This window comes from Mesorhizobium sp. WSM4815 (assembly GCF_055811575.1).
In genome coordinates this window covers 35,996-61,073 of record NZ_JBVVQS010000102.1, presented here as the reverse complement: position 1 = coordinate 61,073, position 25,078 = coordinate 35,996, and the positions used below count along the sequence as shown (strand labels likewise).

The following is a 25,078-nucleotide window of genomic DNA, read 5'->3' as shown; positions in this document are numbered from 1 at the left end:
CGCGGCGGGCGGCGATCACAGCTCAGCCGGCAGGTCCACCTTCAGCCATTTTTGCGAAATGGCGTTGAGGGCGCCATCGGACCTGGCGGCGGCGATGATGCCGTTGATCTTGGCCATCAACGCCGGCTGCTCCTTGTTCATGCCGATGTAGCAAGGCGAGTTCTTGATCAGGAACTTGAGCTCCGGCCGCTTGGGCGGGTTCTTTTCGAGGATGGCGGCGGCGACGACATTCCCGGTCGCGATCACCTCGACCTGGCCCGAAAGGAAAGCGGAAATAGTGCCGTTATTGTCCTCGTAGCGCTTGATCTCGACGCTCGCGGGCACAACCTTGGTCAGTTCGAGATCTTCGATCGCGCCGCGGGTGACGCCAACGGTCTTGCCGGCGAGGTCTTCCGCTTTTGCGACGGCAACGTCTGCCGGAGCGAACACGCCGTTGTAGAACGGAGCATAGGCTTCGGAAAAGTCGATGACCTTCTCGCGATCGGGATTCTTGCCGAGGCTGGAAATGACCAGGTCGACTTTGTTGGTCTGGAGATAGGGAATGCGGTTGGCGCTGGTGACCGGGACGATCTCGACCGTGGCGCCGAGCTTTTCGCCAATCAGATTGGCGATGTCGACGTCGTAGCCTTGCGGCGTCATGTCGGCGCCGACACTGCCGAAGGGCGGGAAATCCTGTGGAACGGCGATGCGGACGGTGCCGCGCGCCGCGATGTCGCTCAAGGCGTCGGCCCGCGCCTGCGGAGACGAAGCCATGGCCATTCCAACGGCGGCGGCGAAGGCCAGCATGCAGACATTGCGACGGTTCATTATCTTTCCCTTTGACTGGACAAAACCAATTGGTCGCCAGGGCAAAGCAACAGACATGCCAAACCATCGAAATCGCTGCGAATCGGACTTTCCCGGCGGGATTGGCAAGGTGGGATTGGCAAGGCAGTCTTCACGAGCCGCTGCCGCCCGAGCAATCGACTGCCTAAATATTGTGCAGTTCGGCGGTTTGCCAGTCAGTCGTAGGTCAGATCCGTCGCCTTGCCGCCGAAGACGCGGTAGGCATAAAACGAATAGAAAATGATGATCGGCAGCACCACCACCGTGCCGGCCAGGATGATGGCGAGGCTTTCCGGCGCGGACGCCGCCTGCCAGATGGTCAGCCTGTCGGGCACGACGAAGGGATAGAACGACCAGGCGAGGCCGGCAAAGCCCAGGGTGAAGATGGCGGCCAGCGTCAGGAACGGCGTCAGCGCATGGCGGTCGCCGGCCTTAGGCAGATGGAAGGTCTGCCGCCACAGCCATGCGAACAGCACCGCCGACAGGACCGGCAGCGGCGACAAATAGAGCATGGCCGGCCAGACGAACCATTTGTCGAAGATGCGCGGACTGGCGAGCGGCGTGGCCAGCGAGACGGCGACCATGCCGAGCGCGGTCAGCACCAGCGCCCGGCGCAGCCATAGCACCGCCTTCTTCTGCAATTCGCCTTCCGTCTTGTAGATGACCCAGGCTGCGCCCATCGCCGCGTAGGCGGCGGCAAGGCAGAGCGCCACCAGCGCGCCGAAGGCCATGCCGCCGAGGCCGACATCAAGGCCCAGCACATAGATCCCCAGCATGTAGCCCTGCGCCAGCGATGCGATGACCGAGCCCAGGAAGAAGATGCGGTTCCAGCGATGCTTGTGACCGGCCGGCACCTTGGCCCGGAAATCGAAGGCAACGCCGCGCAGGATCAGGCCGACAAGGAGCAGGAAGACCGGAATGTAGAGCGCGGTGAGGATGGTGCCGTGCGCCAGCGGGAAGGCGACCAGCAGCAGGCCGACGGCCAGCACCAGCCAGGTCTCGTTGGCGTCCCAGAACGGGCCTATTGCGGCGATCATCGTGTCCTGCTCGGCGTCTCCGGCGGCTGCGAACAGGATGCCGATACCGAGGTCAAAGCCGTCGAGGATGACGTAGATCAGGATGGCAAGGCCCATCAGGCCGGCGAAGATGAGGGGGAGCAATGTCGGCCAGTCGAGGGTCATCGCCGTTCTCCTATTTCGCCGCCGGCTGCGACAGCGGCGCGTCGAGAACGCCCGGCAGCGGCGAGGCATCGCCGTCCTTCGCCGCCTTCAGCGCCAGATAGACCAGCACGCCGAGATAGGCGACCAGAAGCAGCGCATAGAGGATGAGATAGACCGCGAGCGACAGCGCGACCTGGCTGCCGGCGACCGGGCCGACGGCATCGACAGTTTTCAGCACGCCGGTGACGAGCCACGGTTGGCGGCCGATCTCGGTGGTGTACCAGCCAGCCAGCGTCGCCAGCCAGCCGGACAGCGCCATCGGCACCATCACCAGCGCCAGCGGTCTCGGCAGGCTGTGCCGGACCTTGAGGAAAAAGGCGGCCGACCAGGAGACGACGAGCATCAGGACGCCGGTGCCGACCATGATGCGAAAAGCCCAGAACACCGGGAACACCGGCGGGTGGTTGCCGGCATAGTCGTTCAGCCCCGGCACGACGCCGCTGGCGCTGTGCCTGAGGATGAGGCTGGCGCCATCGGGGATGGTGATCTCGTATTTGTTCTCCCTTGCCGCCTCGTCGGGAAGCGCGAAAAGGACCAGCGGCACGTTGGGGCCGGTGTTCCAGTTGGCCTCCATGGCGGCGATCTTCTGCGGCTGATGCTCGAGCGTGTTGAGGCCATGCTGGTCGCCGGCGAAGATCTGGATGGGGATCAGGACCGCCGCGGTGAAAACACCGGTGCGCAAGGCTTTCCACATCGATTCCGAGCGGTCGCCATAGAGGTAGCGCAGCGCCGACAGGCCGGCGATCAGGAACGAAACCGTCAGGCCGGAGGCAAGCAGCATGTGGACGAGCCGGTAGGGCATGGACGGGTTGAAGACGATCGCCCACCAGTCGGTAGCGTGGGCTACGCCGTCGCGCATCTCGAAGCCGACCGGCGTCTGCATCCATGAATTGAGCGCGATGATCCAGAAGGCGGACAGGGTGGTGCCGCCCGCCACCAGCACGGTTGCCAGCGTGTGGATGCGGTTGGAGACGCGGCGGAAGCCGAACAGCATGATGCCGAGGAACGCCGCCTCGAGGAAGAAGGCGGTGAGTATCTCATAGGCGAGCAGCGGGCCGGCGATGTTGCCGACGGTCTCCATGTAACCCGGCCAGTTGGTGCCGAACTGGAAGCTCATGGTGACGCCCGAAACCACGCCCATGGCGAAGGACAGCGCGAACACCTTCACCCAGGTGAAATAGGCGCGCATCCAGGCGGTATCGCCGGTGGCGTTGTAGCGAAGCTTGAAGAACAGCAGCATCCAGCCAAGCGCGATGGTGATAGCCGGAAACAGGATATGGAACGAGATGTTGGCGCCGAACTGGATGCGCGAAAGGATGAGCGGGTCCATGGCGGGCTCCGGCTGCTGCTATGTCAGGGAAGATAGGCCGGATGCGCCAGGCGGTCAAAGCGGCGTGGCGTCACGCGAGGCGGAACGCCGCAGGACTGCGGCAGCGGTGGATGCGCCGATGTCCAGAATGTCAGGAGTGCCATTGACTTCCGGCCGCGCGCACCGACATTCAGCGGACTAAATCAACAGACCTCCTTTCAATCAGCCGTTTTTCAGCCATGCCATCGATCATTGCCATTTCCGGGGTCACCAAGACCTACGCCACCGGTTTCAAAGCGCTGAAGGAGATCAACCTCGATATCGAGCGCGGCGAGATTTTTGCGCTGCTCGGGCCGAACGGCGCCGGCAAGACGACGCTGATCTCGATCGTCTGCGGTATCGTCAACCGCTCGTCGGGCACAGTCAGCGTGGACGGCCACGACATCAGCCGGGATTATCGCGCCGCACGCAGCCTCATCGGGCTGGTGCCGCAGGAACTGACCATCGACGCGTTCGAGAGCGTGTGGGCGACGGTCAACTACAGCCGGGGCCTGTTCGGCAAGCCGGCCAACCATGCCTTCGTCGAGAAAGTGCTGCGCGACCTGTCGTTGTGGGACAAGAAGGACGCCAAGGCGATCACCCTGTCCGGCGGCATGAAGCGGCGGCTGATGATTGCCAAGGCGCTGTCGCACGAACCGAGGGTGCTGTTCCTCGACGAGCCGACAGCCGGCGTCGACGTCGAGCTGCGTCAGGACATGTGGGCGATGGTGCGCCGGCTGCGCGAGGATGGCGTCACCATCATCCTGACCACGCACTATATCGAGGAGGCCGAGGCGATGGCCGACCGCGTCGGCGTCATCAATCGCGGTGAGATCGTGCTGGTTGAGGACAAGGTGCAACTGATGCGCACGCTCGGCCGCAAGCGGCTTTTGCTGGAATTGCGCAGTCCACTCGTCACCATACCCGAGAAATTGTCGCGCTACGCGCTGGAGCTTTCGCCGGACGGTGATCGACTGACCTACACCTATGACAACCAGAGCGAGCGGCCGGGCGTCGCCTCGCTGCTCCGCGACCTTGAGACGGCCGGCGTCCAGTTCCGCGATATCGACACGCAAAACAGCTCGCTCGAGGAGATCTTCGTCAACCTGGTGAGGAAGGGCGCATGAACCCGCGAGCAGTCTGGGCGATCTACAAGATGGAGATGGCGCGCGCTTTTCGGACCGTGCTGCAGAGCATCGTCTCGCCGGTCATCTCGACATCGCTCTATTTCGTCGTCTTCGGCTCGGCCATCGGCTCGCGCATCACCGAGATCGACGGCATCAGCTACGGCGCCTTTATCGTGCCGGGGCTGATCATGCTGTCGCTGCTGACGCAGTCGATCTCCAACGCCTCCTTCGCTATCTATTTCCCGAAATTCGTCGGCTCGATCTACGAGCTGCTGTCGGCGCCGGTGTCCTATCTGGAGATCATCATCGCTTATGTCGGGGGTGCGGCGACCAAGTCGATCATACTCGGCCTGATCATCCTGGGGACCGCGTCGCTGTTCGTGCCGCTGACCATCGAGCATCCGTTCTGGATGCTCTCCTTCCTGGTGCTGACGTCGGTGACCTTCAGCCTGTTCGGGTTCATCATCGGCATCTGGGCGAAGAGCTTCGAGCAGCTGCAGCTGGTGCCGCTGCTGATCATCACGCCGCTTACCTTCCTTGGCGGCAGCTTCTATTCGATCGACATGCTGCCCGGCACCTGGCGCACGGTGACGCTGTTCAACCCTGTCCTTTATCTGGTCAGCGGCTTTCGCTGGAGCTTCTACGGCAAGTCCGACGTCTCGATCGGCATCAGCCTCGGCATGACCGTGGTTTTCCTGCTTATCTGCATAGCGATCGTCGCGTGGATTTTCAGGACCGGCTACCGGCTGCGGAACTGACCGAACGGCCTGCCCAGGCGACGCAGCGCCAGCATCCGAGCGATGTTCCCGACCCAAGACGACCAAATCTGGTGACGACGCTTGAAAGCGGCCGTGCGATGGCGGCGCTTGATTTCCATATAATGTTATATATCGTGTTATCAATTGGCTGGCAGGTTGATTATGGAAGACGTCGTAAGGTCCCTTGGCTTCCTGTGCCTGGGCAGCAGGCTGAAGCGTATTGGCGAGCAATTGCAGGCGGATACGCAGCGCCTGCTCGACTGCCTCGATGTGCCGGTTCAGTCGAGCCAGTACCCGCTGCTGGCTGCGCTCGACAGGCTGGGCCCGCTGCCAGTCGGGGAGCTGGCGCAATCCCTCGGGGTCGCACAGCCAGGTGTAACGCGGAGCGTGTCGCTTCTGGCCGAATTGGGACTGGTCGAGGTCAGTCCATCGGATGATGACCAGCGGCGCAGGATTGTCTGCCTCACCCTGCACGGCCAGCGGCTGGTCGATGTTGCAAAGCACTACGTCTGGCCGCGCATCCAGAATGCCGTCGCGGATCTGTGCGCGAATCTTTCTGGGCCGCTTCTTGATCAGCTGGCCGCCATCGAGGACGGCCTCGCCGCGGCGCCTCTCGACCGTCGTGTAAAGAAGCCGGAAGTGCCACGCGATGAAATACCTGCTTGACCGTCCCGTGTGGAGCGCGCTTCGGACGCGACACCAAGCCTTCGCGCAAGGTGACGACCTCGCCATGCGGTATCGGCCCTCGATAGCTCCCTTCGCCGCCAGTGCCGCGGACGATGCGGAAAGCCTGCAGGCGCTCGGAAAACTTGTCTCCCCAGGCGAGAGTGCGATCCTGCTTCAGGCGGACGCCATTGCTCTGCCCGCGGAACTCTCGGCGACTTCGACCGCGCCCGGGGTTCAGATGATTGCCGAGCGGCCATTGCAGATGGTCTCCGACAAGCGCGTGCAACGTCTGACGCGAGACGATGCAGCTGAGATGCTCGCCTTGGCATTGGTCACCAAGCCTGGCCCATTCACGCTCGAAGCCTTGAGCCTAGGCGATTTTTGGGGTGTGAAGATCGAGGGCCGACTTGCGGCGATGGCCGGCGAACGCATGAAGCAACCCGGCTATACCGAACTTAGCGGCGTGTGCTCACATCCGGAATTTCGGGGCGGTGGTCTGGGCAGGCTGCTGTCGCTGTTCGTGGCAAACCAGATAGCGGCGCGCGGCGAAGTTCCCTATCTCCACGCCTTTGCCAGCAACACCACGGCCATCGGATTATACGAGTCCATTGGCTTCAGGTTGAAAACCATGATGAACGTGGCCGTGGTTCAGCGCGCCGAATGAGCCCATCAGGCGCATTCCCGCGCATCAGGAAAAGGAAGGATTTCGTATCGACGAAATCCTTCCTTGGCGCTGCTAGCGCCTTGCAGTGATTCAGACCGCGATTTTGCCGCCGCCCTGTTTGGTGATGGCGACGACCGACGGCCGCACCGGCATATCGGGCTTGAAGTCAGGCCAGCGGGTCGATAGGTCCTCATAGTAGGAGGGACGGCCAAAAGCCTCCCAGTCCTCGCCGCCATCGGCCGGATGCTGGACCGCGACGAAGGCGGTCTGGTCGTCGGGCGTGAACAGCGGGCCGCAGAGTTCGGCGCCGATCGGCACGCGGAAGAATAGCTTCGAGGTCGCCCGCGCCTCGCCTTCGGTGTCGACCGCCCACAGGCCATCGGTGCGGCCGGTCGCCTTCGGACCCTGGCCATCGGTCGAGACCCAGAGCCGGCCGGCCGCATCGATGGCGCAATTGTCCGGCATGCCGAACCAGCCATTGGCGGTCGTTGCAGTCGAGAAAGTAGCGCCGACTTCGGCCACCGAGGGATCGCCGCATTTCAACATGATTTCCCACTTGCCCTTGGTGGCAGTGAAATCGCCACCGTCCTCAACAATCTCGACGATGTGGCCGAAGGCGTTTTCGGCGCGCGGGTTGGCGGCGTCGACCTGCTCCGTCTTGCGCTTCGAATTGTTGGTCAGCATGACGTAGACCTTGCCGGTCGTCGGGTGGGGCTGAATATCCTCGGGGCGGTCCATCTTGGTGGCGCCGAGAAGATCGGCGGCAAGCCTTGTCCCGATCAGCACGTCGGCCTGGCTGGCAAAGCCGTTCTCGGCGGTCAACGGACCCTGGCCGTGAACGAGCGGCAGCCATTCCAGGGTACCGTCCTCGGCGAATTTGGCGACGTAGAGCGTGCCGTCGTCGAGAAGATCCATGTTGGCGGCGCGGTCCTCGGCGTTGAACTTGCCGGCCGTGACGAATTTGTATGCATAGTCGAAACGCTCGTCGTCACCTTGGTAGAACACCACACGGCCATCCTTGGCGACGATCGATTCAGCGCCCTCATGCTTGAAACGGCCCATGGCAGTGCGCTTCCGCGGCACCGAGGTCGGATCGTTGACGTCGACCTCAACGATCCAGCCGAAGCGATTCGGCTCGTTCGGCTCCTTGCCGATATCGAAGCGGTCGTAATGCGCAGCCCATTCATAGGAGCCGTCGGGAATCCCCAGGCGCTTGTAGTTGGCGGCTTCCTTGTGACCTTCCTGCAGCTCGCCCGAGAAATAGCCGTGTATGTTTTCCTCGGCCATGATGTAGGTGCCCCAGGGCGTGACGCCGCCGGCACAGTTGTTGACGCTGCCGAAGACCTTCGTGCCGGTCGGATCGGCACTGGTCTTGACCCGGTCGTGGCCGGCGACGGGGCCGGACAGCGCCATCTCGGTGTTGGCGGTGATGCGGCGATTGAGCTTGCCGTCGCGCACCACCTGCCATTTGCCTGATACCTTGCGAATTTCGACGATGGTGCCGCCATGCGCGGCTATCTCGATATCGACCTGTTCCTTGCTCAGTGGGGCCTGCTTGGCCTCGCCATCGACGATGCTGACAAGGCCCGGGAACATCAGATGCGGATTGGTGTACTCGTGGTTGACCACCAGCAGGCCGTGCTCGGCCGAGCCGTCTATCGGGAGATAGCCGACATAGTCGTTGTTGTAGCCAAACTGTCTTTCCTGGGCCTGCGCCGACTGTTTTGTCGGATCAAATTCCGGCGAATCGGCAAACAGCGGATCGCCCCAGCGCAACAGCACGTCGGCGTCGTAGCCGGCAGCGACATGGTGCTTGTCGTCGACGCCTGCCTCGACCTCGTCGAAACTGAAGACCGAGCCGCCGCCGGCGCGGGCATCGTCGGCGAGGATCAGCGCGAGCGGGCTGACGGTGGCGGCGATGGCGGTTGCCGCGAGGGATCCCTGCAGAAAACCACGGCGCGAGAATCGCGCGGCGATGATTTCGCCCATCGTCTGGTTGTCAGTGGGATTGGTTCCTGGCCCATCGTTTTCCTCGAGCAGGCTGGTGGGGAAATGGGCGTCGGGGCGATGTTCAGTCATGGGGGCGTGCCTCTGGCTCTTTGGGATGGCTGGAGCGTGTTGCTTGACTGACCGCGTATCGCCAGCAGATCACAGTTTGATGACGTTGCCGACTAATTTCCAGCCCGATTTCATGTCTTTGATCAGGCCGCTTGACCGCGACCGACGCTTCCGAAACAAGATCTGCGGCAGGCGCGCAAGCACTGCGTCGGGAGGAACAAAAAAGTGAGTTTCTGGGGACTGGGGCAGCTCGGCATTTCGACAGTGATCTTCCTGCTGGCGGCGACGGCGGCCAAGCAATGGGGGCTGGCGCCGAGCCTCGGCAAGATCGTTCTGACTCTGGCGCTCTATTCAGCGGGCAATCTGATCATGCTGAGGCTGATCCGTGAATTCGGCATGTCGGTGTCGTTCAGCCTGTCGGCGGTGATCCAACTGGTGTCGGTGAACGTGGTGGCACTGGTGTTCTTCGGCGAGCGCGTCAATTCGTTGCAGGCGACCGGCATCGTGCTCGCCGTCGCAGCGGTGGCGCTGATCACGCTCGGACCCTATCTGCAAAAACTGTAGTTGCGCATGACCCCGAAAATCGGAAACGATTTCGGAAAGGATCATGCGCCAAATCAAAGTGCTACAGCGTCCTTTGCGCGTCCAAAAGGACGCGCGGCGCTGTAAGACGGTTGGCCCGATGAAGAATACCGCAAACAAGCTGCTCAACTGGATCGAATTCCCGGTGCTTTTGGCCGGACTGGTCATCGCCGGCGGGCTGTGGGGGTTCGAGGAACTGATGGAGGTGGCGCGGGACACCACGCCGCACGCCTTCGACACGGAAATCATGCTCGCCTTCCGTGAAGCGGGCCAGCCAGACAATCCGATCGGACCGCCATGGCTGGAAGGGGCGATGCGCGACATTACCAGCCTCGGCAGCGCCATCGTGCTCGGGCTGATCACAGTGGCGGTGATCGTCTATCTGCTGCTGATCCACAAGCCGGGAGCAGCGTTTCTGGTCTTGGTCGCGGTGGCGGGCGGGCAGGCCCTGTCGAGCACGCTGAAGCTCGGAATCGATCGGCCGCGCCCCGACCTGGTCTCGCATCTCGCCGACGTGGCGACGCTTTCGTTTCCAAGCGGCCATGCGATGCTGTCGGCGGTGACATATTTGACGCTGGGCAGCATGGCGTCGCGTTTCCTGCCTGGGCGAACGACCAAGATCTATGTGCTGGCACTTGCCGTGCTGACAGCACTGCTCGTCGGCATCAGCCGCGTCTATCTCGGCGTTCATTGGCCATCGGACGTGCTGGCCGGCTGGTGCGCCGGCTTCGCCTGGGCGATGCTGTGCTGGCTGGTCGCATGGGCGTTCCAGCGATGGCGCGGGCAGACCGCCGGCGCCTGAACCGCCCGTTCCGAACGACGCTGCGCCAATTCTCCTCTAAGTTGCGGCGGCTGGGGCGTGCTGGCCCAGCGGGCGCGCAGGCTCGCCAAGATGCAAACGGCCTGGTGTGCACATGTCTGACATGTGCATGATGATGCTTGAACCATCACAATGATAGTATTATACATGGAATGCAGACTCAGACGGGGGTTTTTAGCCAATGATCACTGCCGCGCAGATGCGCGCCGCAAGGGCTCTGGCCGGCATCGATCAGAAGACGCTCGCCGAGCGCGCCGGGGTTTCGCTTCCAACCATTCAGCGCATGGAAGCGAGCGACGGCGTGGTCAGGGGCGTGGTCGATACGCTGATGAAGGTCATCCAGGCCCTCGACCGGGCCGGCGTGGAGCTGATCGGCGAGAACCAGGCCAGCGAGCGCGGCGGCAGGGGGGTGCGCCTCAAGCCGGTCGTGCCGCAGAACCCGCCAGGCTGAGCCGAAATAGAGTCGCGACGGCGACCGCCGACAGTCCTGCCGACGATCCCGCCGCCTGCTTGGTTTTATGCGTGGCCGCTGTGCACTTTTTGGCGGCATGCATCAGGAGCGGAAGGCAGTCCATGGATCGAACCCAGCGGGCAATTCATCAACCGGCGCAGCCGACATTTTCCGAACTGTTCACGCCGAAGCTGGCGACGGTGCTGCGCGAAGGCTACACATCAGAGCACTTCAAGGCCGATGCCATCGCCGGACTGACCGTGGCCATTGTGGCGCTGCCGCTGTCGATGGCGATCGCGATCGCATCGGGCGTGTCTCCGGAGCGCGGGCTCTACACTTCCATCATTGGCGGTTTCCTCGTCTCGGCTCTGGGCGGCAGCCGTTTCCAGATCGGCGGGCCGGCGGGCGCCTTTATCGTGCTGATGGCGGCAACCGTGGCACGGGTCGGCGTCGACGGGTTGCTGCTGGCGACGATGATGGCCGGCGTCTTGCTGCTCGTCATCGGCTACCTCAGGCTTGGCACCTACATCAAATTCATTCCTTATCCGGTGACGGTCGGCTTCACCGCCGGCATCGCCATCATCATCTTCTCCGGCCAGATCGTCGAGCTGTTCGGGCTAAAACTCGCCGGCAAAGAACCTGGACCGCTGGTGCCGAAGCTGATGGCGATCGGCGAGGCGGCCGGCACGATCAATCTCGCCGCCACCTTCGTCGCTCTGCTGACCATCGTCGCCATTGCCCTGATGAAACGGTGGCGGCCAAAATGGCCCGCCATGCTGATCGCCATCGGTCTGGCGTCGCTTGTCGTGGCGCTGTTTTCTCTGCCTGCCGAAACGATCGGCACGCGCTTCGGCGGCATCCCGCGCGGCCTGCAAATGCCAGCCTTTCCGCCGATCAGCTTCGACAGGATGATCGACGTCCTGCCGGACGCCCTAGCCTTTGCGCTGCTCGGCGCGATCGAATCGCTGCTGTCGGCGGTGGTCGCCGACGGCATGACAGGAAGGCGGCACCGCTCCAACTGCGAACTCGTGGCGCAAGGCTTCGCCAACATCGCGTCCGCCCTGTTCGGCGGCATCTGCACCACCGGCACCATAGCCCGCACCGCGACCAATGTGCGGGCCGGCGCGCATGGACCGGTCTCGGGCATGATCCACTCGGCCCTCCTGCTTGCCCTGATGCTGGTGGCGGCGCCGCTGGCCAGCTACATCCCGCTTGCAGCCCTTGCCGGCGTTCTGGCGGTGGTGTGCTGGAACATGTTCGAGAAGCAGGCCTTTGCCACGCTGCTGCGTGCCTCGCGCGGCGACGCGCTGGTGCTGATGGCGACTTTCCTGATCGTCATCTTCCGTGATCTCACCGAAGGCATCGTCGTCGGCTTCGCGCTGGGCTCGATCCTGTTCATCGACCGCATGGCCAAGAGCATTGCGGTTGAGCCGGATCAGGGACTGGTGCAGGACGATGTCGCCGACAGAACCGGCGCCGCCAGCGCATACGATTCCAGCGAAGCCAGCGATGCCGACACCGTCGTCTACCGGATTTCCGGCGCCTTCTTCTTCGGCGCCGCCTCGACCGTCGCCACGGTGCTGGACCGCATCGCCGACCAGCGCAAGAACTTCATCCTCGACTGCTCGGCCGTGCCATTCTTCGATTCAACGGCGGCCAACGTCATCGAGAGCGCTGCCCACAAGGCGAGGCGCGCCGGCGTGCGCTTCATCATATCAGGCGCTTCGCCACAGACACGCCGCATGCTGATCAACCACGGCGTCAAACGGCCGCTGGTGACATACGCCGCCTCGATCAGGGACGCGCGAGCGCAGTTGAAGAATGCCGCGCCGGGAGAGGTCTAACCCTCTCCTCATCGTCAGCGATGTCGGACGGACGCAAGCACCGCGTCAGGCAGCGGCGCCGGGCGCGCTGGCGTCTTCGTGCGGCGCGGCGGCCAGATCGGTGCGCGCCTTGCGCGCGAGTTTTTTTGTCGAGCGCCTGGGCCTGTCGCCGAACAGATCGGCTGCCGCCGCAAGACAGGTCTTTTTCAGGCTTTTCTCCGAGCGCTTCAACAGCTTGCTCGGCAGTTGCGTTTCCTGAGGAGAGCCGAGCGGCCGGTCGTGGGCCTCGAGAAGCGTGCGCAAGACGAATACATCATGCAGTTCGCCCAGCTTTTCGCCAAGTTCGTCGACCGCCTTGCGCCGGGCCTTGATCGGCGTCGGCCACAGCCGTCCAAGCAGCGACAGATGCATGCCGTGAGTCTTTGCCGCCTTGCGCAGATCGTGGAAATCGTCGGCATCACCGCGGGAGCCTGCCTTGTCCAGCGCCTTTCTGGCGCGACGCAGAGTAATGCGGGCGCCTTCGGCAAGCACGTCGGCGGCCTGTTCGGGCTGGTCGGGCAAGACCAGAGTATCGATCCGGATGATGCCATCCTCGCAAGCGGCAGTCGCGGCAGCTATCGCGGCGCCGAGGCCAGCTCCGCCATGCAATTCGTGCTGGCGCGCCGCCAGCGTGTCGCGAACGGCATCGAGACCGCCGCCGGCGCTTTGCTCGGGAAAGTTTTTTGCCAGCCGGTCGATGGTTTCAACCAGCGCGGTCGCCTCGCGCGGGCCGGCAAGCAGGGCAGCCACCTCTCGGTAGCATTGGTTCTCGGTACTGCAAAATGTTTCGTCTCCGGGACGGACCAGGCGCAGCAAGGCACGCACCTTCTTCAGCCGCCTGCGGCATTTGTGCAGCGCCTGCTCCGGCCTGTCATGCGCCGCGTCCAGATGGACGAGCGCCTTGCCGATCTCCTCAGCGAGGATGCGCCTGACCTCGCCAGTCAACGGCAGGCGCGGATCGATGCGATAGCTCATGCGGCGATCTCCGGAATCCCCTCGAGGGCGAGCGACGCGTTGTAGAACCTGTGCTCGCCGGTGACTTCGCGGCCGAGCCAATCTGGCAGCATTTCGCCCTGCACGTCCTGCGGCGTCTCAAGCTCGGCGACCACCAGACCGCTGAGCATCCCGCCGAAGACGTCGACTTCATAGAGATGGCCGCGATGCCTAACATGGTGGCGTGTCTTCTCGATGACACGACCGATGGCGAAGGCCAGCATCTCTTCCGCATCCGCCAGAGGGATCGGATATTCGAATTCGTCGCGTTCGCGGGCCTTGCTGCCGAATTTGAGCGTCAGTTTTGCCGAGGCGCCGTCGCTGATACGCACGCGGACCGAGCGGTCGGACGCGGCAACGAGATAGAACTGGCGAATGCGGATGTCCGCTTCGACCAGATCCCGCCAGCCATCGCCGGAGACCAGGAACTTGCGCTCGATTTCCTTGACCATGGCTCCACACTAAAGCGCGTGCGGATGGAGATGGCAAGGTGGAGATCGACAGGTGGAGATCGGCAAGGCTTGACTTTAATCATTCGATTGATTAAACTGCGAATCATGAGCAAACCGACAAACGCTAAAATTCCGCGCCGCGAGGCATCCCCCGCCGACATGACGCGCGCGGCTCTTGTTCGCGCAGCGCTAAAACTGTTCGGACGCCAGGGTTTCGACGGCACCTCGACGCGCGAGATCGCGGCTGAGGCCAGGGCCAATATCGGCTCGATCGCCTATCATTTCGGCGGCAAGGAAGGGCTTCGCACCGCTGCGGCCGACTATATCGTCGACACCATCCAGACCATTGCCGGCCAGGCGATCGGCAATCTGCAGGGGCCAAGCGATTCAGAAACGGACGACCCCGAAGCGGCGCGGGCACAACTGTTCACCGCGCTGGAGCGGATGGTGGCTTTCATCGTGGCAAGGCCGGAGGCCGGCGAGATCGTGCAGTTCGTCCTGCGTGAGCTGTCGCATCCGACGGCGGCACTCGACCGCATCTATGACGGCGTATTCGAGCCGACGCATCGCCGGCTCTGCCTGATCTGGGAGCAGGCGACGGGCGAGCCGGCCGAAAGCGAGGCAACCCGACTCACCGTGTTCACGCTGATCGGCCAGGTCGTCTATTTCCGCATCGGCCGCGAGGCGGTGATGCGCCGCATGGGCTGGCGCGCGATCGGCGACGCCGAGGCCACCAAGATCGCGGCGGCAGTGACGGATAATCTCGGCGCGATTTTGGCTCGGCGTCACTTAACCGACCGGAAGGATCATAGATCATGAGTTTCCTCTGCTCTGTGCCGCTCGCCGCCCTGCTTTTCAGCACCTGCGCACCGGCGGCGCCGCTCGCCGTCGGCTATGTCGAGGGCGACTATGTGCTGCTCGCGCCGATCGAGGTGGCGCAGGTCGAGACGATTTCGGTCAAGCGCGGCGATCGCGTCGCGCCGGGCACGCCAGTGGTGACGCTGGAAAGCGCCGACGCAAAAATAGCCGTCGCGCAAGCCGAGGCGGCCCTTGCCCAGGCCCAGGCGCAACTTGCCGACCTGCAGGTCGGCAAGCGGCCGGAAGAGATTGAGGTGCTCAAGGCGCAGGTCGACATGGCCAAGGCGCAAGCCGCCGACGCCAAACGCAGATACACCCGCGCCAGCGATTTGTTTAAACGCGGCACCGGCACCCAGGCCGATTATGATACGGCTTCGGCGTCGCTGGAAACTGCCAACGCGCAGCTCGGCCAGGCGGAAGCCAATCTCGCTGTCGGAGGCCTGCCGGCGCGGCCCGAGACGATCAAGGCCGCCGACAATCAGGTCAGGCAGGCGCAATCGGCGCTGGAGCAGGCGCGCTGGCGGCTGTCGAAGCGTGTGCTGGCGGCGCCTTCGCCCGGCCGAATCAACGATGTGATCCGCTATCCCGGCGACACCGCCGGGCCGACCGCGCCGGTCATTTCGATTCTGCCGGACGGCGCGGTGAAGCTCAGCGTCTATGTGCCGGAAAGCGCGTTTTCGTCGGTGGAAGTCGGCACGCTGCTCAACGTCCATTGCGACGGCTGCGGGCCGGACGTGAAGGCTCGCGTCAGCTACGTGTCGCCGGACCCGGAATTCACGCCGCCGGTGATCTACTCGCTCGAAACCCGGCAGAAGCTGGTCTATCTGGTAGAGGCGCGGCCGGAGGGCGACGCCGGCGCGCTGCAACCGGGGCAGATCGTTGATGTCGAACTGGCGGATATCGGCAAATGAACGTCATCGACGTCCACGGCCTGGTCAAGCGTTTTGGTGACAAGACCGTCGTCGACCATGTGACGATGACGGTGGCCGAGGGCGAGATCGTCGGCTTCCTCGGCCCCAACGGCTCTGGCAAGACGACGACCATCCGCATCATGTGCGGCCTGCTGACGCCGGATGAGGGCGAAGGCACGGTGCTCGGCTTCGACATCCGCACCGACAGTCTGAGGATCAAGCGCGAAGTCGGCTATATGACCCAGAAATTCTCGTTCTACGAGGATTTGACCATCGCCGAAAACCTGGAATTCGTAGCGCGGCTCTATGGGTTGAAGCCGCTCAACGAGCATGTCGCCAGGACGCTGGAGGATCTTGGCCTCACCTCGCGCAAGGATCAGTTGGCCGGCACGCTGTCCGGTGGCTGGAAGCAGCGGCTGGCGCTGGCCGCCTGCATCATGCACAAGCCCAGATTGCTGCTGCTCGACGAGCCGACGGCGGGCGTCGATCCGAAGGCGCGGCGTGAATTCTGGGACGAGATCCATCGGCTGGCCAGCGGCGGGCTGACCGTGCTGGTCTCCACCCACTATATGGACGAGGCCGAGCGCTGCCATCGCATCGGATACATCTCCTACGGCAGGATGCTGGCCACCGGCACGGTCGACGAGGTGGTCAGGAATGCCGGGCTGACGACCTTCGTTGTGCAGGGTCCGCGCCTCGACCAGGTCGCTGCCGCACTCAGCGGCCGGTCCGGTGTCGACCAGGTGGCGCCGTTTGGCGCGACGCTGCACGTCGTCGGCTCCGACAAGACGGCGCTTCAGGCCGCCCTCGCCGATGTCGAGAAAGACCACAAGGGCGTCACGGTGACGCCGGGCGAGACCAGCCTGGAGGATGTGTTCATCCAGTTCATGTCCGGCTCGAAGGACAATATGGGATGAAAAACGGGATAAACAGCGTCTTTTCCTTCGCCAGGCTCGGCGCGCTGCTGATCAAGGAGTTCATCCAGATGCGGCGCGACCGCATCACCTTTGCCATGATGCTGGGCGTGCCGCTGATGCAGCTGGTGCTGTTTGGCTATGCCATCAACAACGATCCAAAGAGCCTGCCGGCAGCCCTGGTGGCGATGAGCAGCGATCCCTATACGCGAGCCATGGTTTCGGCGCTGCAGACCACCGGCTACTACCGCTTCGACCATGTCGCGCAAAATGCCGCCGAGGCGGAATTCCTGATGGCGCGTGGCGACGTCGCCTTTGTCGTCACCATTCCCGCCGACTTTGCCCGGCGAGTCGAGCGCGGCGACCAGCCGCAAATCCTGATCGAGGCTGATGCGACCGACCCGGCAGTCGCCAGCGGGGCCATTTCGACGCTCGGCACCGTTGCCAACCAGGCGCTGCTCAGGGCGCGCGGCATGCAGGAGACGGCCGCCGAAGCTGCCCGAGGCCAGCTCGAAGTGGTGGTGCACCGACGCTACAATCCGGAAGGCATCTCGCAATACAACATCGTGCCCGGCCTGCTCGGCGTCATCCTGCAGATGACGATGGTGATGATGACCTCGATCGCACTGACGCGCGAGACCGAGCGCGGCACGATGGAAAACCTTCTGGCGATGCCGTCCAGCCCGCTCGAAATCATGCTCGGCAAGGTGCTGCCCTATCTGGTGGTCGGCGCCGTGCAAGTGGCGGTGGTGCTGGCGGCGGCCAAGCTGCTGTTTGGGGTTCCCTTCTCCGGGTCGTTGTCGCTGCTGCTTGCGGCGGTTCTGGTCTTCGTGCTGGCGCTGGTGCTGCTCGGCTACACCATCTCGACGATGGCGCGCACGCAGATGCAGGCACTGCAGCTCACCTTCTTCTTCTTCCTGCCGTCGATCCTGTTGTCGGGCTTCATGTTCCCCTATCGCGGCATGCCTGGCTGGGCGCAGATCTTCGGCGAGATCCTGCCGCTGACGCATTTCCTGCGCATCATCCGCGCGGTGATGCTGAAGGGCGCCGACCTGCCGGCGGTCGCAACCGAAATAGGCTGGCTGGTCGTGTTCGTGGCGCTGTTTGCCGGCGTGGCGCTGGTGCGGTTCCGTCGGACGCTGGATTAGGAATTAGGATCCAACTCAAGCAGCTTACGCAAATGGCCGAGGTGTCACCTTGGATGCATGATCATTCGGGTCGAGGCTCATGCGGGCTTCCCGGGACCGGCGGCAATTCAGGCGCATCCAGTCCTTTGAAGGGATCGCGCCAGGCGTCGATCTCTCCAAGCTGGCGATACCAGCGACTGACCGAAGGATAATCGTCGAGCGGCAATCTGGCGACGTCGTTGAAGGGCAGAAACGTCGCCATTCTAAAGTCGGCATAGGAAACCGAATCTTCGACCAGCCAGTCTCGCTCGGAAAGCGCGTTCTCAAGTGTTGCAGCGGCCGTGCGAAAGTCCCTCAGCCCCTCCTCAACCCGGTGCTGATCGATCGGGCCAATCCCATAGCGCTGCTTGGTGCCGCGTTCGAAATGCACGACGTCGCAAGCTCTTGCGAAGTTCTCTTTACCCCAACTGAGCCATCGGATCATCTCGGGTTCGTCGTCGCCGGTGCGCCAGAGATCCGAATGCGCGTCGCGTGAAAGCCGGCAGGCTATGGCGTCAGCCTCCCAGAGGCTGTTTCCCGAGCCTACGAGTATCGGCAATGAAAGATTGGGATTCAGCGGGCGATATCGCTCAGCCTGCCCGGGAGCGAAGGGCGATGCGAACTCAAAGTCGAGCTTTGCGTCGAGATAGCGTGCCACGGCGACCGCGAGGCGAGGATTGGGATTGCGGCTGAAGAGCAGTTTCATTTCGTGTCAGCCTTTGAATGGTGCCGGTTCGGTCGCACCTAAGCCGCGGCCATGATCTCTGCATAGGTGCCGAAATCGACATTGCCGCCGGACAGCACCACGGCGACGCATTTGCCTGATAGCTCGATCTCGCCCGATGACAGCGCGGCCAGCCCGACGCAGCCGCCGGGCTCGACCACCAGCTTGAGATGGGCCATGGCGTCGCGCATCGCCTGTGCCGCCGCTGTGTCGGACACGGCAATGCCGCCGGCGAGATTCCTGCGGTTGATCTCGAAGGTGATCGCGCCCGGCTCGGCGGTAAGGAGCGCGTCGCAGATCGAAGTGTGGCCGGGTTCGATCGAAACCCGAGCACCTCTGGCCAGTGAACGACAGGTGTCGTCGAAATGCTCGGGTTCCACCGCCCAGACGGCGGTGCCCGGCGAGGCGTCCTTGACCGCGATGGAGATGCCGCTGCTCAGGCCGCCGCCGCCGCAGGGGATGACGACCGCGTCGAGGCTCACCCCGAGTGCTTTCGCCTGCGCCATCAGTTCGAGGCCGATCGTTCCCTGGCCGGCGATGATGGCCGGGTCGTCGAAAGGCGGAACCAGGACCATGCCCCGTTCCATGTACGGGCGAACCACCGCCATGCGATCGTCGCGAAACCGGTCGAACGGAACCACTTCGGCGCCCATTTTCCTGACATTGCCGACCTTCATTGCCGGCGCATCGGTGGGCATGGCGATAACCGCCTTGACGCCGAACATCGCCGCCGACGCGGCGACGCCTTGCGCGTGGTTGCCCGACGAGAAGGCGACGACGCCGCGGCTGCGCTGCTCATCGCTCAGCGACGACAGTTTGTTGTAGGCGCCGCGGAACTTGAACGAGCCGGTACGCTGCAGCGTCTCCGGCTTGAACAGGATCCTGGCGCCGAAACGCTTGTTCAGCTCCGGCGATTCGATCAGCGGCGTTTCGACGATCAGGCCGGACAATCGCGTTGCTGCGCGGTGGATATCGGCGATGCCGGGAGGGGTGGTCATGGTGAGGTCCTGCAGAATGAGACCGCCCCATGGTGCACGGAAAACCAGGCCGCGCACCACTGGAAAAATGTGACCGGGACAATTCGTGGATTGCGAGCAGAGAGTGGCGCTCCTCGCCGACCGCTCCTCACCCCAAAAGCGTCCGTTGCCGTTTGGCGCCGCCCATCTTGCGCCAGGTGTTGAAGCGATGGGTGGCGGCGGCGAAGGAGATCTTCATCTGCTGGGCAACCGAATAGCGCGACTTGCCCTCGTCGAACAGGCGGTAGCAGCATTCGACGCCCTCCTCGGTCAGCTTGCCGTCGGGGGCCTTGTTGTGCGGATTGGCCGGGTCGAATTTCTCGACCTGCTGCTCGACCAGGCCTTTCAGGCGCTGCAGATCGGCCTCGATGCTGGCGATCAGGTCGAGAACGGGTTTCGGGTCAAATGCATGGGTGGGCTGTTTTGCCGGCATCCGGATTCCTTTCTCTTGGCTTAAGCCCACTATATAGGTGAACATTCGCCAATAATGAAGGGCGCTGGCGGAGGATTCCCGCAACCATAAATTTGAACCTCCGGCTACAAGCGATTGACCAACGGTGCACCAAACTCTAGTTTAGAATAATTCTAAACTAGGGCGGATTTCTCATGCTTTCCCGTGTTTTCGGTTTTGGTCGCCGTCCCTTCGAGTCGCTCTCGGAGCAAGAGATCCTGGCGCTCGCCATCTCTTCCGAAGAGGATGACGGGCGTATCTACCGCGCCTATGCCGACGGGCTGGCGGATAGGTTTCCGCATTCGGCCAAAGTGTTCGAGGAAATGGCGGACGAGGAGGACGGCCATCGCGATTCGCTGATCGAGCTTCACCGCGAGCGTTTTGGCGAGCGCATTCCGCTGATCCGGCGCGAGCACGTAAAGGGCTATTACGAGCGCAAGCCCGACTGGCTGGTCCGGCCGCTCGGCATCGAACATGTGCGCCAACAGGCCGAGTCGATGGAGCGTCAGGCCTACCTGTTCTATGTCGAAGCGGCGAAACGCACCAGCGACGCCTCGACGCGAAAGCTGCTCGATAATCTGGCGGTGGCCGAACAGGGCCACGAGACGCTGGCGCAGCGGCTGGAGCAAAAGCATGTGCCGGGCGCGGTGAAGGCCGAGGAAGCAGCAGCCGAGCAGCGCCAGTTCATCCTGACCTATGTGCAGCCGGGACTGGCCGGGCTGATGGACGGATCGGTGTCGACGCTGGCGCCGATCTTCGCCGCCGCGTTCGCCACGCACGACACGTTCCAGACCTTCCTGGTCGGGCTTGCCGCCTCGATCGGCGCCGGCATCTCGATGGGCTTCACCGAGGTCGCCTCCGACGACGGCAAGCTGTCGGGCCGCGGCTCGCCGGTGAAACGCGGCATCACCACAGGCGTGATGACGGCGCTGGGTGGCCTCGGTCACGCCTTGCCCTACCTAATTCCGTATTTCTGGACCGCGACAATTCTCGCAGTCGTGGTGGTGTTCTTCGAACTGTGGGCGATCGCCTTTGTGCAGAACCGTTATATGCAGACGCCGTTCTGGCGCGCCACCTTCCAGGTGGTGCTGGGCGGCGCGCTGGTGTTTGCGGCTGGAGTGCTGATCGGGAATGCCTAGCAATCCCTACCCATGCACTTCCCGGCTGTCCTGCGGGGCGTCGGCGCGCTCGGTCAGGCCATAGTCGCGCACGACATGGGCGATGCGCAGACGGTAGCCGGCAAAGATGCCGCCACGGCCGGCCTTCTGCGCCTGCCGGTGTTCCTCCGTGTTGCGCCAGGCCTTCACCGCTTCCTCGTCACGCCAGAACGACAGCGACAGGATGCGGCTCGGGTCGACAAGGCTCTGAAAGCGCTCGATCGACAGAAAACCGTCGATGCCGTCGAGCAGCGGGCGCAGGTCGGCGGCGAGGCCGAGATAGGCGTCGCGCTTGCCCGCTGCCGGCTCGACCTCGAAGATGACGGCGATCACAGTTTCACCAGAGAGGCGTGCGGCCTGGATGCGAGTTTCAAAAAAGTCCGATCCTCTTTCAGGATGAATTTTTCACGCCGGGCGAATTCGTAATTGGCCTTGCCGGCCGGGTCGGCGGCGAGCCGGATACGGTAGGCTTCGTAAGCCGCCAGGCTGTCGATGTTGTAGGCGGCATAGGCTGTCGTGGCCGAGCCCTCATGCGGCGCGAAATAGCCGATCAGATCGGCGCCACAGCGCGGGATCGCCTGGCCCCAGTTGCGGGCATACTCCTCGAACGCCGCCTTGCCGAACGGATCGATCTCGTAGCGGATGAAGCAGGTGATGGTCATCTTTTGTCTCCTTGCTGAATCTGGTTTGTTGCGGCGACAGTTCGAGCGGGGTCGAAATATTCCGTGGATCGATGTGCTAGGCAATTTCTCCGGTGGTCATGCTTGCCAGAAGGATTTCGCGCATTCGCGGCGAACGTCTTGTGGCGTCAGGCCGAGGTCGCGCATAAGGTGCTCGTCAATCTCGGCGAGGTCGAGGCGTTGCAGATGGCGGTCATACCACCGCGCCAGCAGCCGCAGATGCGCCCGGCGCAAGATCATGAACGGAGACGGCCGCCGGCCGAAGCGGCTGACAGGCACGGTGTGGGAAGCGGTTCTTGCGGTCATCGTCATCTCCTTGATCTCGGCGCAGGATAGTGGTTATCTGACGTCAATGCTTCGATGAAGGACGAACCATGCGTGAAGGCCCAGATATAGCCCGCATCGCCAGCCTAGTCGGCGATCCGGCACGGGCAAACATGCTGACCGCGCTGATGAGTGGCACAGCGCTGACAGCGAGCGAACTGGCGCTCGAGGCTGGCGTGTCGCTGCCGACCGCCAGCTCGCATCTGTCGAAACTGATGGAGGGCGGGCTGCTGACGCTGGCAAGCCAGGGGCGGCACCGCTACTACGGGCTGGCCGGGCCGCAGGTGGCTGGCATGATCGAGGCGATCACCGGCGTGGCCGCCGCGGTCGGACCGCAGCGGGTGCGGCCGGGTCCGCGTGATGCGGCGATGCGCGTGGCGCGGGTCTGCTACGACCACCTCGCCGGCGAGCAGGCCGTGGCGATGCTGGACCGTCTAGTCGCTCGACAAGTGCTGCTGCGCGACGACAAGGAGATCCGGCTCGGGCCGTCGGCCGCCTCGCATTTCGCCGCGATCGGCATCGATGTCGAGAGCAAGGCGCGACGACCGGTGTGCCGGGCTTGCCTCGACTGGAGCGTGCGGCGCTCGCATCTGGCCGGCACGCTGGGCGCTGCCATCCTCGACAAGATCCTTCTGGAAAAATGGGCGCGGCGCGACAAAGACAGCCGCGCGGTGATCTTTTCGCCGATGGGCAAGCAGTCCTTCGAGAGGGTGTTTCTCGCTTGATTGTCAGCCGCGCTTGAGCGGCTTGCCCTGCTTGAAAAAATCCACCCAGGGATCGGCTTTCGCCAACTGTTTCAGCGTCGTCTTGTCGCCGATCGGAAATGCGTTCGGCGCTAACCCGGCCCCGACCTCGGCCCAAATCGCCGGCATCGATACCGTGGCGCCCTTCTTGGCGCGCGACGAATAGGGCGCCACCGTGGTCGAGCCGCGGCCGTTGCGCAGATAGTCGACGAAGATCTTGCCGGTGCGCGCCTTCTTCGACAGCGTCGCCGTATACCGATCAGGGGCGGCCTGCTCGAGGGCGCGGGCGAAATCATGGGCGAAGTCCTTCGCCTCGTCCCAGTCCGCCGATGGTTTCAGCGGCACGACGACATGGTAGCCCTTGCCGCCCGAGGTCTTGACGAAATTCGGCAATGACAGCGCATCGAGCCGGCCGTGAATTTCGAGCGCCGCCGCGCGCACCGCTTTCACGTCGACTTCTTCGTCGGGATCGAGATCGAAGATGATCTGGTCCGGCTTGTCCAGTTCGTCGATGGTGCAGCCCCAGATATGGATCTCGACCACGCCGAGTTGGACCAAGGCAGCGACACCGTCGAAATCACGGATGAACAATATCTCCTCGCCGTCGGTCGGATCCTTCATCCTGGCGATTTTTTCGTGCATGCCCGCGGAGGCATGCTTCTGAAAAAAGCGTTGGCCGTCGACGCCGTCCGGCGCGCGCACCAGGCTGAGCGGCCGATTGACGACGAATTGGTGCATGCGTGGCCAGACCAAAGCGTAATGATCGAGCAGGCCCTGCTTCGATATCTTCTCCTGCGGCCACAGAAGCTTGTCCGGATGAGAAAGTTTTATGACGGTGTCTGCCGCCTCCGTGGATTTGACAGCGGCGGATGTCTCGCCCTTCCCGCTGGCAGGCTTTGCCTTGCTGTCGGCCCTGCCAGCGGGTGCTTTCGGCTTTTCCTGCACGACTTCCTCCGCCGGTTTGTCCTCGCGCAATCCCTGGAACGAGCGTGGCCCATTGTACGGTCGACGTCCAGCTACGGAAAGTGAGGCAAAGCCGGCTGTCCGGCGTTGCCTCGATCGAGAGTCTACTCGGCGGCCTGAAGGTTGACCTTGGCTTCCGCAATCTCGGTGAGCTTGCGGTCGGTCGCCTGTTCTTCCTTGATGTTGTTGGCCAGGACATTGGCGCAGTCGGTGCGGCCAAGCTGCTTGGCCCAGGCGATCAACGTGCCGTAACGGGTTATCTCGTAGTGCTCGACCGCCTGCGCGGATGCGATCAGGGCGGCGTCGAGAACGTCCTTGTCGTCGATGTCGCCGCTGACTTCATCGGCTTCCTCGAGAATGCCGTCGATGGCCGGACAGTTGACCGTCTTGGCCTTCACGCCATGCAGTTCGAACACCTTCTCGACCCGCTCGATATGACCTTTGGTCTGGCCGAGATGCTTCTCCAGGCCGGCTTTCAGCTGCGGGTCGGTCGCCTTGTCGATCATCTTCGGCAGCGACTTCTCGATCTGTTTCTCGGCGTAATAGATGTCGCGCAGCGTGTGGACGAAGAGGTCGTCCAGCGTCTTGATGTCTTTCGAAAAGAAACCCATGGCTTTGCCTTTCCATTGTTCTTGCTGTGTTGGGGGTTCCGGCGGCGGTTCCGCTCGGAAGCCGCTGGGCCGGGGTTGGTCCCGGCTCTCAGCGTCAACGTGCTTCTATCGGACGGGTTCCTGGCTTCCCCGAGTAATCAGAGAAATTTGCGCAAGCACGGAAATTTCGCGGCACCGGCCAAGTTGAAACACAAGCGCGTCGGAGCGACATCCAAACGAAACATATGTGATGCAAAAGTCACACTAGCCGGAATGCCGACGAACTGCATGGAAAGACCCCGAATCAGCCGCATTCCAGCCACGAACCAAGGCCTTTTTGACCAAAGATTAACATCGTGTTCACCGAGTATTCACGCCTCGACGCTATGATCCCACGCAATTCGGAAGGGACATCCGAAATCGGGACAGGGACAGGGAAAATGAACTTCTTGACGCACCTCATCGGCTACGCTGCCGCCATCCGCGAATTCGTCGCGCCGACCTACCGGCCGGAGCGCTATTACATGCGCGGCCCAGGCCCCGCTTGCGCACGCCGCGGCCACACGCTCGGCATCAGCGCGCACTGATGACGACCATGGAAAGCCGTCACGATAGCCGGATCTGCAGGCCGGCCGCCGATCATCGTGCGACCACATATCGCACGGAACGTCCTGGGCTCGCCGACAGGCGGCGTGCGACAACGCCAAGGGTCTGAGTTTCCAGAATTTTGAGATTCTGGGGCTTAGATCTCGCCG

28 protein-coding genes and 1 pseudogene are annotated in these 25,078 nt (G+C 63.2%); 15 read left to right on the top strand and 14 right to left on the bottom strand.

The window, feature by feature from the left end; genetic code table 11:
- Positions 1–15: 15 nt before the first annotated feature.
- The 3 genes from AC0L2B_RS29055 to AC0L2B_RS29045 all read right to left on the bottom strand — a co-directional run bounded on the left by AC0L2B_RS29055 (position 16) and on the right by AC0L2B_RS29045 (position 3,375).
- Complete coding sequence (locus AC0L2B_RS29055) at positions 16–786, bottom strand: transporter substrate-binding domain-containing protein (RefSeq protein ID WP_473748255.1); 771 nt, start codon at positions 784–786, stop codon at positions 16–18.
- A gap of 215 nt (positions 787–1,001) precedes the next feature.
- Positions 1,002–2,006, bottom strand: coding sequence for a cytochrome d ubiquinol oxidase subunit II (locus AC0L2B_RS29050; RefSeq protein WP_091591938.1), 1,005 nt, complete (start codon positions 2,004–2,006; stop codon positions 1,002–1,004).
- A gap of 10 nt (positions 2,007–2,016) precedes the next feature.
- Positions 2,017–3,375 carry a cytochrome ubiquinol oxidase subunit I gene (locus AC0L2B_RS29045; RefSeq protein WP_473747811.1) on the bottom strand — a complete coding sequence of 453 codons (1,359 nt, stop codon included), beginning with the start codon at positions 3,373–3,375 and terminating at the stop codon, positions 2,017–2,019.
- 218 nt (positions 3,376–3,593) lie between these two features.
- On the opposite strand from AC0L2B_RS29045, the gene AC0L2B_RS29040 reads away from it, so the two are divergent.
- The 4 genes from AC0L2B_RS29040 to AC0L2B_RS29025 all read left to right on the top strand — a co-directional run bounded on the left by AC0L2B_RS29040 (position 3,594) and on the right by AC0L2B_RS29025 (position 6,608).
- Positions 3,594–4,520: an ABC transporter ATP-binding protein gene (locus tag AC0L2B_RS29040; protein ID WP_473747810.1), complete on the top strand. Its 927-nt coding sequence runs from the start codon at positions 3,594–3,596 to the stop codon at positions 4,518–4,520.
- Positions 4,517–5,278 (top strand): ABC transporter permease, encoded by a 762-nt coding sequence (locus AC0L2B_RS29035; RefSeq protein ID WP_128245696.1) that lies wholly within the window; start codon positions 4,517–4,519, stop codon positions 5,276–5,278. Before AC0L2B_RS29040 ends, AC0L2B_RS29035 begins: the two co-directional genes overlap by 4 nt.
- Before the next feature lie 162 nt (positions 5,279–5,440).
- Complete coding sequence (locus AC0L2B_RS29030) at positions 5,441–5,944, top strand: MarR family winged helix-turn-helix transcriptional regulator (RefSeq protein WP_473747809.1); 504 nt, start codon at positions 5,441–5,443, stop codon at positions 5,942–5,944.
- A complete protein-coding gene (locus AC0L2B_RS29025; RefSeq protein WP_473747807.1) occupies positions 5,928–6,608 on the top strand; it encodes a GNAT family N-acetyltransferase in 681 nt (226 codons plus the stop codon). The genes AC0L2B_RS29030 and AC0L2B_RS29025 overlap by 17 nt, the downstream gene beginning before the upstream one ends.
- A 90-nt stretch (positions 6,609–6,698) precedes the next feature.
- On the opposite strand, the gene AC0L2B_RS29020 is transcribed toward AC0L2B_RS29025, so the two are convergent.
- On the bottom strand, positions 6,699–8,687 hold the full coding sequence (locus AC0L2B_RS29020; RefSeq protein ID WP_473747806.1) for a PhoX family protein: 1,989 nt from the start codon (positions 8,685–8,687) through the stop codon (positions 6,699–6,701).
- Positions 8,688–8,891: 204 nt separating this feature from the next.
- Here AC0L2B_RS29020 and AC0L2B_RS29015 point away from each other — a divergent pair, with 204 nt between their 5' ends.
- The 4 genes from AC0L2B_RS29015 to AC0L2B_RS29000 all read left to right on the top strand — a co-directional run bounded on the left by AC0L2B_RS29015 (position 8,892) and on the right by AC0L2B_RS29000 (position 12,363).
- Positions 8,892–9,230, top strand: a complete 339-nt coding sequence (locus AC0L2B_RS29015; RefSeq protein ID WP_027154722.1) for a hypothetical protein — start codon at positions 8,892–8,894, stop codon at positions 9,228–9,230.
- A gap of 118 nt (positions 9,231–9,348) precedes the next feature.
- Positions 9,349–10,050 carry a phosphatase PAP2 family protein gene (locus AC0L2B_RS29010; protein WP_473747805.1) on the top strand — a complete coding sequence of 234 codons (702 nt, stop codon included), beginning with the start codon at positions 9,349–9,351 and terminating at the stop codon, positions 10,048–10,050.
- Between the two features lie 199 nt (positions 10,051–10,249).
- Positions 10,250–10,519 carry a helix-turn-helix domain-containing protein gene (locus tag AC0L2B_RS29005; RefSeq protein ID WP_023801411.1) on the top strand — a complete coding sequence of 90 codons (270 nt, stop codon included), beginning with the start codon at positions 10,250–10,252 and terminating at the stop codon, positions 10,517–10,519.
- A 122-nt stretch (positions 10,520–10,641) separates the two neighbouring features.
- On the top strand, positions 10,642–12,363 hold the full coding sequence (locus AC0L2B_RS29000; protein ID WP_473747804.1) for a SulP family inorganic anion transporter: 1,722 nt from the start codon (positions 10,642–10,644) through the stop codon (positions 12,361–12,363).
- Positions 12,364–12,408: 45 nt separating this feature from the next.
- On the opposite strand, the gene AC0L2B_RS28995 is transcribed toward AC0L2B_RS29000, so the two are convergent.
- Both AC0L2B_RS28995 and AC0L2B_RS28990 read right to left on the bottom strand, forming a co-directional pair.
- The gene (locus tag AC0L2B_RS28995) at positions 12,409–13,356 is read right to left on the bottom strand and encodes a CHAD domain-containing protein (protein ID WP_473747802.1); all 948 of its coding nucleotides are present in this window, start codon (positions 13,354–13,356) and stop codon (positions 12,409–12,411) included.
- Positions 13,353–13,826: a CYTH domain-containing protein gene (locus AC0L2B_RS28990; RefSeq protein ID WP_473747801.1), complete on the bottom strand. Its 474-nt coding sequence runs from the start codon at positions 13,824–13,826 to the stop codon at positions 13,353–13,355. Before AC0L2B_RS28990 ends, AC0L2B_RS28995 begins: the two co-directional genes overlap by 4 nt.
- A gap of 105 nt (positions 13,827–13,931) precedes the next feature.
- Here AC0L2B_RS28990 and AC0L2B_RS28985 point away from each other — a divergent pair, with 105 nt between their 5' ends.
- From AC0L2B_RS28985 to AC0L2B_RS28970, 4 genes are read left to right on the top strand one after another with little or no spacing between them, the layout of a single operon-like run.
- Positions 13,932–14,645 carry a CerR family C-terminal domain-containing protein gene (locus tag AC0L2B_RS28985; protein ID WP_473747800.1) on the top strand — a complete coding sequence of 238 codons (714 nt, stop codon included), beginning with the start codon at positions 13,932–13,934 and terminating at the stop codon, positions 14,643–14,645.
- The gene (locus tag AC0L2B_RS28980; protein WP_023801406.1) at positions 14,642–15,595 is read left to right on the top strand and encodes an HlyD family secretion protein; all 954 of its coding nucleotides are present in this window, start codon (positions 14,642–14,644) and stop codon (positions 15,593–15,595) included. The genes AC0L2B_RS28985 and AC0L2B_RS28980 overlap by 4 nt, the downstream gene beginning before the upstream one ends.
- The gene (locus AC0L2B_RS28975; RefSeq protein WP_091591967.1) at positions 15,592–16,512 is read left to right on the top strand and encodes an ABC transporter ATP-binding protein; all 921 of its coding nucleotides are present in this window, start codon (positions 15,592–15,594) and stop codon (positions 16,510–16,512) included. Before AC0L2B_RS28980 ends, AC0L2B_RS28975 begins: the two co-directional genes overlap by 4 nt.
- A gap of 8 nt (positions 16,513–16,520) precedes the next feature.
- Entirely contained in the window at positions 16,521–17,657 is a 1,137-nt protein-coding gene (locus AC0L2B_RS28970; protein WP_473508082.1) for an ABC transporter permease, read from the top strand.
- A gap of 61 nt (positions 17,658–17,718) precedes the next feature.
- On the opposite strand, the gene AC0L2B_RS28965 is transcribed toward AC0L2B_RS28970, so the two are convergent.
- From AC0L2B_RS28965 to AC0L2B_RS28955, 3 genes are all read right to left on the bottom strand, one after another.
- Positions 17,719–18,381 (bottom strand): glutathione S-transferase family protein, encoded by a 663-nt coding sequence (locus AC0L2B_RS28965; RefSeq protein WP_473747799.1) that lies wholly within the window; start codon positions 18,379–18,381, stop codon positions 17,719–17,721.
- A gap of 38 nt (positions 18,382–18,419) precedes the next feature.
- Complete coding sequence (locus AC0L2B_RS28960) at positions 18,420–19,397, bottom strand: threonine ammonia-lyase (protein WP_473747798.1); 978 nt, start codon at positions 19,395–19,397, stop codon at positions 18,420–18,422.
- A gap of 127 nt (positions 19,398–19,524) precedes the next feature.
- On the bottom strand, positions 19,525–19,848 hold the full coding sequence (locus AC0L2B_RS28955; RefSeq protein WP_023801401.1) for a hypothetical protein: 324 nt from the start codon (positions 19,846–19,848) through the stop codon (positions 19,525–19,527).
- Positions 19,849–20,021: 173 nt separating this feature from the next.
- Between AC0L2B_RS28955 and mbfA the strand changes: the two genes are divergently transcribed.
- Entirely contained in the window at positions 20,022–21,005 is a 984-nt protein-coding gene (gene mbfA / locus AC0L2B_RS28950; protein ID WP_473747797.1) for an iron exporter MbfA, read from the top strand.
- A 6-nt stretch (positions 21,006–21,011) separates the two neighbouring features.
- Here the strand turns inward: mbfA and AC0L2B_RS28945 are convergent, their stop codons facing one another.
- The 3 genes from AC0L2B_RS28945 to AC0L2B_RS28935 form a co-directional block, all read right to left on the bottom strand.
- Entirely contained in the window at positions 21,012–21,356 is a 345-nt protein-coding gene (locus AC0L2B_RS28945) for an antibiotic biosynthesis monooxygenase family protein (RefSeq protein ID WP_473747796.1), read from the bottom strand.
- Positions 21,353–21,685, bottom strand: a complete 333-nt coding sequence (locus tag AC0L2B_RS28940; protein WP_473747795.1) for an NIPSNAP family protein — start codon at positions 21,683–21,685, stop codon at positions 21,353–21,355. The genes AC0L2B_RS28945 and AC0L2B_RS28940 overlap by 4 nt, the downstream gene beginning before the upstream one ends.
- Positions 21,686–21,781: 96 nt before the next feature.
- A complete protein-coding gene (locus AC0L2B_RS28935) occupies positions 21,782–22,009 on the bottom strand; it encodes a DUF1127 domain-containing protein (protein ID WP_473747793.1) in 228 nt (75 codons plus the stop codon).
- A 68-nt stretch (positions 22,010–22,077) separates the two neighbouring features.
- Between AC0L2B_RS28935 and AC0L2B_RS28930 the strand changes: the two genes are divergently transcribed.
- Positions 22,078–22,752 carry an ArsR/SmtB family transcription factor gene (locus AC0L2B_RS28930; protein ID WP_473747792.1) on the top strand — a complete coding sequence of 225 codons (675 nt, stop codon included), beginning with the start codon at positions 22,078–22,080 and terminating at the stop codon, positions 22,750–22,752.
- Positions 22,753–22,755: 3 nt separating this feature from the next.
- Here the strand turns inward: AC0L2B_RS28930 and ligD are convergent.
- A pseudogene (gene ligD, locus AC0L2B_RS28925) lies at positions 22,756–23,794 on the bottom strand (DNA ligase D); the annotation flags it as partial.
- 43 nt (positions 23,795–23,837) lie between these two features.
- Positions 23,838–24,344, bottom strand: coding sequence for a YciE/YciF ferroxidase family protein (locus tag AC0L2B_RS28920; RefSeq protein WP_027154740.1), 507 nt, complete (start codon positions 24,342–24,344; stop codon positions 23,838–23,840).
- Between the two features lie 419 nt (positions 24,345–24,763).
- On the opposite strand from AC0L2B_RS28920, the gene AC0L2B_RS28915 reads away from it, so the two are divergent.
- Positions 24,764–24,910, top strand: coding sequence for a hypothetical protein (locus AC0L2B_RS28915; RefSeq protein WP_023801394.1), 147 nt, complete (start codon positions 24,764–24,766; stop codon positions 24,908–24,910).
- The last annotated feature ends 168 nt before the right edge of the window (positions 24,911–25,078 follow it).